Annotated in this window: 8 protein-coding genes; 7 read left to right on the forward strand and 1 reads right to left on the reverse strand. The window is 38.0% G+C overall.

The annotated features are described in order from the left end of the window. The 6 genes from RT405_RS11695 to RT405_RS11720 all read left to right on the forward strand — a co-directional run. The coding region (locus tag RT405_RS11695; RefSeq protein WP_313469889.1) for an ABC transporter ATP-binding protein at positions 1-560 on the forward strand (560 nt) is incomplete at its 5' end. Positions 561-562: 2 nt separating this feature from the next. After that, complete coding sequence (locus RT405_RS11700) at positions 563-1,267, forward strand: ABC transporter ATP-binding protein (RefSeq protein WP_313469891.1); 705 nt, start codon at positions 563-565, stop codon at positions 1,265-1,267. A 5-nt stretch (positions 1,268-1,272) separates the two neighbouring features. After that, entirely contained in the window at positions 1,273-1,929 is a 657-nt protein-coding gene (locus RT405_RS11705; protein WP_313469892.1) for a CBS and ACT domain-containing protein, read from the forward strand. 135 nt (positions 1,930-2,064) lie between these two features. Further along, a complete protein-coding gene (locus RT405_RS11710; RefSeq protein ID WP_313469893.1) occupies positions 2,065-3,042 on the forward strand; it encodes a DUF1002 domain-containing protein in 978 nt (325 codons plus the stop codon). Positions 3,043-3,370: 328 nt separating this feature from the next. Beyond that, positions 3,371-4,741 (forward strand): D-serine ammonia-lyase, encoded by a 1,371-nt coding sequence (locus RT405_RS11715; protein ID WP_313469894.1) that lies wholly within the window; start codon positions 3,371-3,373, stop codon positions 4,739-4,741. A gap of 35 nt (positions 4,742-4,776) precedes the next feature. Continuing rightward, positions 4,777-5,160: a Rid family detoxifying hydrolase gene (locus RT405_RS11720; RefSeq protein WP_313469895.1), complete on the forward strand. Its 384-nt coding sequence runs from the start codon at positions 4,777-4,779 to the stop codon at positions 5,158-5,160. Between the two features lie 164 nt (positions 5,161-5,324). Here RT405_RS11720 and RT405_RS11725 read toward each other — a convergent pair whose 3' ends face one another. After that, positions 5,325-6,293, reverse strand: a complete 969-nt coding sequence (locus tag RT405_RS11725) for a Gfo/Idh/MocA family oxidoreductase (protein WP_313469896.1) — start codon at positions 6,291-6,293, stop codon at positions 5,325-5,327. Positions 6,294-6,475: 182 nt separating this feature from the next. Between RT405_RS11725 and RT405_RS11730 the strand changes: the two genes are divergently transcribed. Continuing rightward, positions 6,476-6,876: hypothetical protein (locus tag RT405_RS11730; protein ID WP_313469898.1), on the forward strand; the 401-nt coding region annotated here is incomplete at its 3' end.

Raw genomic sequence — 6,876 nt, forward strand, 5'->3', positions numbered from 1 at the left:
TGGGAAAAAAAACATATACGATTACCGATATGGGGTTAGGAAGAACGTTTCAAAATATTCGGTTGTTTAAAGATTTGACTGTATTGGATAATGTCTTGATTGCAATGCACGCTAAAAACAAAGTTGGCACAATCGCTGCTCTGTTTCGCACGCCTGCTTTTTATGCATCGGAAGAAACCATGAAAGCAGAAGCTGTTAAACTGTTGCAGATTTTCAATTTAGACACAAAAGTATCGGAGCTCGCTAAAAATTTGCCTTACGGGGAGCAAAGGCGTCTGGAGATTGTTCGGGCGTTGGCCACGAAACCGAAGATTTTATTTTTAGATGAACCAGCTGCGGGTATGAATCCGCAAGAAACAGCCGACTTAACAGCTTTGATTCGTCAAATTCAAAAAGATTTCAACATCACTATTTTGTTGATTGAACACGATATGTCTTTAGTGATGAACGTATGCGAACGCATTTATGTTTTAGAGTATGGGCGGATGATTGCTCATGGAACACCCAATGAAATCAAAAATAATAAAGCAGTTATCAAAGCTTATTTAGGTGGTGATTAGGTATGTTACATGTAAACCAACTGACGATTCATTATGGCGTTATTCAAGCGACTAAAGAAGTGAGTTTTGAAGTCAATGAAGGAGAGATTGTTTCATTGATTGGAGCCAATGGGGCTGGTAAATCAACGATTCTTAAAGCAATTTCCGGATTGCATCGCCCAACTTCAGGAGAAATTCTGTATAAAGGCCAATCGATCCAAAAAGAAACCACTAAAAAAATTGTTGAACTGGGTATCTCGCAAGTTCCAGAAGGCCGGCATGTTTTTGGCGGAATGAGTGTTTTAGAAAATTTGGAGATGGGAGCGTATCTGCGCAAAGATAAAAGCGAGATCCAAAAAGATTTGGCAATGGTTTTTGATCGTTTCCCCGTTTTAGGAGAACGCAAAAAGCAGGATACTGCTACTTTATCAGGCGGCGAACAACAGATGGTAGCGATGGGACGGGCTTTAATGTCACGACCGAAGTTGCTGCTGCTGGATGAGCCTTCAATGGGATTGGCGCCGATTTTTATCAAAGAAATTTTTAATATCATTAAAATGATCAATGAGCAAGGCACCACCATTTTACTGATTGAACAAAATGCTAAAGTAGCCTTAGAAATAGCAGATCGTGGCTATGTTTTAGAAACCGGAAAAATGGTCCAATCTGGTACAGGACAAGAATTGTTAGCCAGTGATGAAGTTCAAAAAGCTTACTTAGGAGGGTAAAAAGGATGAATGTACAAAATTATATGACTGCAGAAGTCGTAACAGTTCCTGAAGATACGAAAGTTCTTGAAGCACTCGATATTATGAAAGAACACAATTTTCATCGGTTGCCAGTCGTTAGAAATGGACGGATGGTAGGGTTGATAACAGAAGAGATCATTCAGGAAAACTCACCCTCAACTGCGACAAGTCTAAGTATTCATGAATTGAATTATTTGTTGACTAAAACGACTGTCGGCGATATCATGCATAAAACAGTGGTAACGATCAGTGCAACGGATTTGCTCGAAGAAGCAGCGGTTAGAATGCTGGAAGACGAGGTCGGTGCTTTGCCAGTTGTAGAAGATGAAGATAAAGTAATTGGAATCATCACAGATAAAGACCTTTTTAGAGCTTTTATTGACGTTATGGGGAACAACAATAAAGGCAGTCGGATCGTTATTGACATCCCAGAGGATCATTCGGGAATATTAGAAGACATTACCAATATTTTGGCAGCAGATAACATCAGTATTAATCAAATCGCTGTTTACCGACAAAAAGAAGTCACTCAAGTCGTTATTCAAATGGATAGTCTTCAATTAGAAGAAATCAAAGAAATTTTAACTACAGAAGGGTATACAATCAGTTCAGCAACCTCTAAGGGACCTAAAAATAACTAGAATGGGCCATCGCGCCCATTCTTTTTTTGTTTTCTTAAAGAAATCATAATCAGGCTTAAGTAGGAGACAAAGGGAAATGAATTAGTGTAAAATGAAAAGTGAAAAGGTCAGAAGAAAATGGAGGTTAGCAAAAAAATGAATAAACTAAAAAAAATAGGCATCACGACCATTGCTGCAGCTAGTTTTATTGGAGCTTCAATCAGTATGATTCCTGCTGTTGCTTTTGCTGCATCAGACGGAATTGATACAACGGTGATCGATGAAAAATGGGGTAAACCAACATTTGTATATGGTGGCGGATTATCCGACAGCCAAGTCAAAGAAACCGAAAAATTATTAGGTATTGAGGAGCCCGAAAATGTTGCTAGTGTTGCTGTGACCGGCTCTGATTTGGTGAATTACTTAAAAGAAGGATCAGGAAATACCGCAAATATGATTTCATCGGTGCTGGTTCAAAAAGAAGGTTCCGGCAAAGGGGTAGAGGTTACAATTGAGACTCCTGAAAACATTACACAAATCACGCAAGATCAGTATGCGAATGCGGCTATTACGGCTGGAGTAAATGATGCAAAAATCATGGTTGCCAGTGTCAGTAAAGTAACAGGAGAAAGTGCCTTAACCGGTATTTACAAAGCTTTTGATGTTAACGGTGAAGACTTGGATCAAGACCGAATGGAAATTGCTCAAAAAGAACTGGAAACAACGAATGAAATTGCACAAGAAAATGCTGAAAAGTCTGATTTTGATTCTGCCAAATTCGATCAAGCGATCATTGAAATCAAACAAGCTTTGGCAGATTTAAAAGAACAACAAGGCAAACTGGCAACGAAAGAAGATATTGAACAAATCATCAACGATGCATTAAAGAACAATCAACTAGAAAATGTGGTCACACAAGACCAAATTGATCAATTAATGGCTTTATTTGAAAAATACCAACAAACTAGTGCTATTGACTCAGCAGAAGTGAAAGAACAGCTGAAACATTTATCAGATACTGTCCAATCAAAATTTGGTGACGCACTTCAACAAGCAAAAGACAGCGGCGTACTAGACAAAGTCGGAGATTTCTTCCGTCAAATCTGGGAAGCCATTGTAGGCTTATTTAATTAATTAGAAAATAAAACAATAGCTTAGAAAACGTGCAAGAAAATTTGAAGCGGATAATTAATTTCAAATTTTCTTGCTTTTTTGTCGTAAATACAGCTTATTTAACAAAAACCAGTGCCCTTATGAAATAACCTGTACGAATATGGAATTAACTTTTGATAAACTCGGCTTTCCATAGTAAACTGTAGGGGCATGCTGTATTCTCTTCGTTCAGTATTTTCACAGCAGTAAAAAGTACGGCAGAGATAAGGCAAGCTAGTTGGTCTTTTCCTTTTAAACAAAGAAACAACTGGTTTTATTTTAGTTTTAGATTAGAAAAGGAGATTTAATAATGAGCAGGAACGTAGTAAGAGGCAAAACGATTGCTGATTGGCAAGAACAAGTGCCTTTATTAAAAGACATTCAAGCAACAAAAGAAGTTTTTTGGATCAATCCGAATAAAGAAAATTTTCAAACAGCTTCGGAAAAAGCAACATTTTCAAAAAAAGATGTAGATGAGGCAGATGCGCGTTTAGCCCGTTTTGCAGCATACTTAGCAGCTGAATTTCCAGAAACACGCCCAACTAATGGGATAATCGAATCGCCGATTACTGAAATTTCCAATATGAAAACATACCTTGAAGAAGCATACCATGAAACGATAGAAGGCAATCTATGGTTAAAACGTGATGATTTATTGCCGATAGCCGGAACGATCAAAGCTCGAGGCGCTATTTATGAAGTACTAAAACATGCGGAAGACTTAGCTTTAGAACATGGGCTTCTTACATCTATTGAAGAAAACTATGCTGTATTTGCAAGTGAAAAGTTCCGAGCCTTCTTTTCTAATTATAAAATTACAGTAGGTACAACCGGTAATTTGGGGATTAGTGTAGGTGTCGTAGGTGCAAAGCTTGGTTTTGAAGTCATTGTCCATATGTCCGTAGAAGCCAAACAATGGAAAAAGGATTATTTGCGCAGCCGAGGAGTTGTCGTGATTGAACACTCATCTGATTTTACAAAAGCTGTCACTCAAGGCCGACAACAATCTGATTTAGATCCAACGAGTTATTTTGTGGATGGTGAGCATTCCGAAGATCTTTTTCTAGGTTATACAGTAGCTGCTAACCGCTTAAAAGTTCAATTAAAAGAAAAAAATATTTTAGTGGATGCAGACCATCCTTTATTTGTTTATCTACCATGTGGCATTGGTGGTTCGCCAGGCGGGATCACGTTTGGCTTAAAGCAAATTTATGGCGACAACGTTCACTGTTTCTTTGCAGAACCAACACATGTTCCTTCTATGTTGGTCGGTCTGTTAACAGGCGAGTACGATGGCGTGACGGTCAAAGACTTTGGTTTAGATGGGCTAACAGTGGCAGATGGGTTAGCGGTACCGCGTACTTCAGGCTTTGTAGCTAAAGTATTAGAAGATTTCTTTAGTGGCTCCTACACCGTAGATGATCACCAAATCTATGAACTGCTAAGTACCTTGATTGATCAAGAAGAAATCTACTTAGAGCCGGCAGCATTAGCAGGTGTACCTGGTTCCGTCCGTCTTTTTCAATCTGCTGCAGGAAAGAAGTACCTGCAAGACCATCACTTGTCCGACAAAATGAAGCAGGCTACCCATATTGCTTGGGCAACAGGCGGAAGCATGGTTCCTAAAGAAGACATGGACCTTTTTTATCAAAAAGGCCATAAAACTGAAAAAGTAGTTTGATCTAGAACACAATAATCGTTATAGGGGGAATAGGAATGTTAGAAACCATTTATACTGAACATGCACCAAAACCAATCGGACCATATGCGCAAGGCATTAAAGTTGGAGAATTTGTTTATCCCGCTGGTCAAATCGGAGTAGATCCTGTATCAGGAGAATTAGTGGCTGATTCCATTAAAGAACAAACGGAACAAGCCATAAAAAATCTATCAGCAGTTTTGGAAGAAGCTGGTTCTTCCTTACAACATGTGGTTAAAACAACTTGTTATTTGTCTACGATGGAAAATTTCCAAGCATTTAACGAAGTTTTTGGGGAACAATTTAAAGGGCATGAACCAGCTCGTACTTGTTTTGCAGTACAAGAGTTGCCGTTAAAAGCACTCTGTGAAATCGAAGTTGTAGCTGTTTTAAAGAAATAAGAGAAGAAAAACGTAGAAAGCTGCCAAAATAATTTTGGCAGCTTTCTACGTTTTTTCATTTATGGATGATTTTTGTTCCAACTCGTTTCTTTTTGGATAAACTAGTTCTAAAAAGAGATGAGTTTGTACCAAAAGGGGTGTGATCCCTGAAAGTTAGAGCGGTTTTATTCAAAATCGAAATGCAAACCCCATTTTTCTCTTAAGGTATCCATTATTTCGGTCACATCATAAGTCAAATCAAGGGAACTATGGTCTTCTTTTGAACGGATCATTTCATTTACATGAGCAATTTCATAATTCATTGCTTGTAGAGTATTACCGGCTTGAATTCTGTCAACTGTTCCATCAGGATGAGTCAATGTAGCTTCATCGGCTCTTGGAAAGTCTGTTACAGTCAAATAACCATTTTCAAACGCTACGATTCCTTGTTTTGGCATCTTAGCTCGGAAAGTGAAAGAAACAGTAGCTATTTCATCATCAGCGTTTTTTAATAACACACCTGCTTGCTCATCAACACCCGTTTCATAAAAATTCATCGTAGTCAAAATTTCATTAGGTTGACTTGATAAGAAAAAGCGCGCAAACGAAAGTGCGTAAGTTCCAATATCTAACAATGCGCCGCCAGCGATCTCTTTATTAAAGAAACGATTGGTCGGATCAGCTTCTTTTAAACTGCCAAATGAAACTTGAATCATTTTCAACTTGCCCAAAGAACCGTCGGCTATAACCTTTTTAAGTTCTTGGTAAAGCGGCATGTGGTAAATAGTCATAGCTTCTGCCAACACCAATTCTTTTTCTTTTGCTACTTTCATCGCAGCCTCTAATTGTTGGTTATTCATTACCATCGCTTTTTCACAAAGGACGTGCTTTCCGTTTTCTAAGCTTTTTAAAATTAGATCAGCATGGTGGCTGTGCGGTGTTGCAATATAAACAACATCTACATTTGGGTCTGACAGCAACTCATCGTAACTGCCATAAGCTTTTTCAATACCGTGTTTTTCAGCAAACTCACTAGCTTTTTCAATTGTTCTGGACCCAACAGCATAGATTTTTGCGTCTTCTGCTGCAAAAGTAGCGGCAAAACTTGAAGCAATTGAACCTAATCCTAAAATACCCCAATTTAATTCTTTCATTTATTTTCCTCCTCAATATACCGATGCAAGTATTGTAAATCTTTTTTCCTTTTCTATTGTAACAACGCAATGAATTGAAAGCAATGGAAAGCCTTACACTTTAGTTTTTCCAGCTTTAAGTGTAGAATGGAATTAGCACTTATAAGGTAATTTATCCAGCTAGAAAGAAAGGGGTCTTTATTATGCAAGAAGCACTTATTCAGATTGTTTTACACACGATCAAAGAAAAATATATGAGTGAAAAAGCCTTTTATTCAACCCAATTAGATATCACTCCGCAAAACTGGGACTGTTGGAAAAATGGCGAACTCAATTTAAGACCAAATAATATGCAGGCAATCATTAATTTATTTACTGATTATGAATGGATGCTTGTCCAAAAAGTTATTCGAAATGCTACTTTTTTCCCAGAAGTAGAAGCCAATCCCATTGGAGAATACGCAGCTATTAAGTTTCATGTGGCTAAAAAATGGGTCAATAGCGGCAACGCTGAACTAGAGTTCCAAACAGAAAATGAAGAAGAATCAGATGAACAACACCGTAAATTAAATGGGACAGTATTGAGAATTGAAATGAATTACGA

Source organism: Carnobacterium sp. (genome assembly GCF_032094055.1).
Classification (GTDB): domain Bacteria; phylum Bacillota; class Bacilli; order Lactobacillales; family Carnobacteriaceae; genus Carnobacterium_A.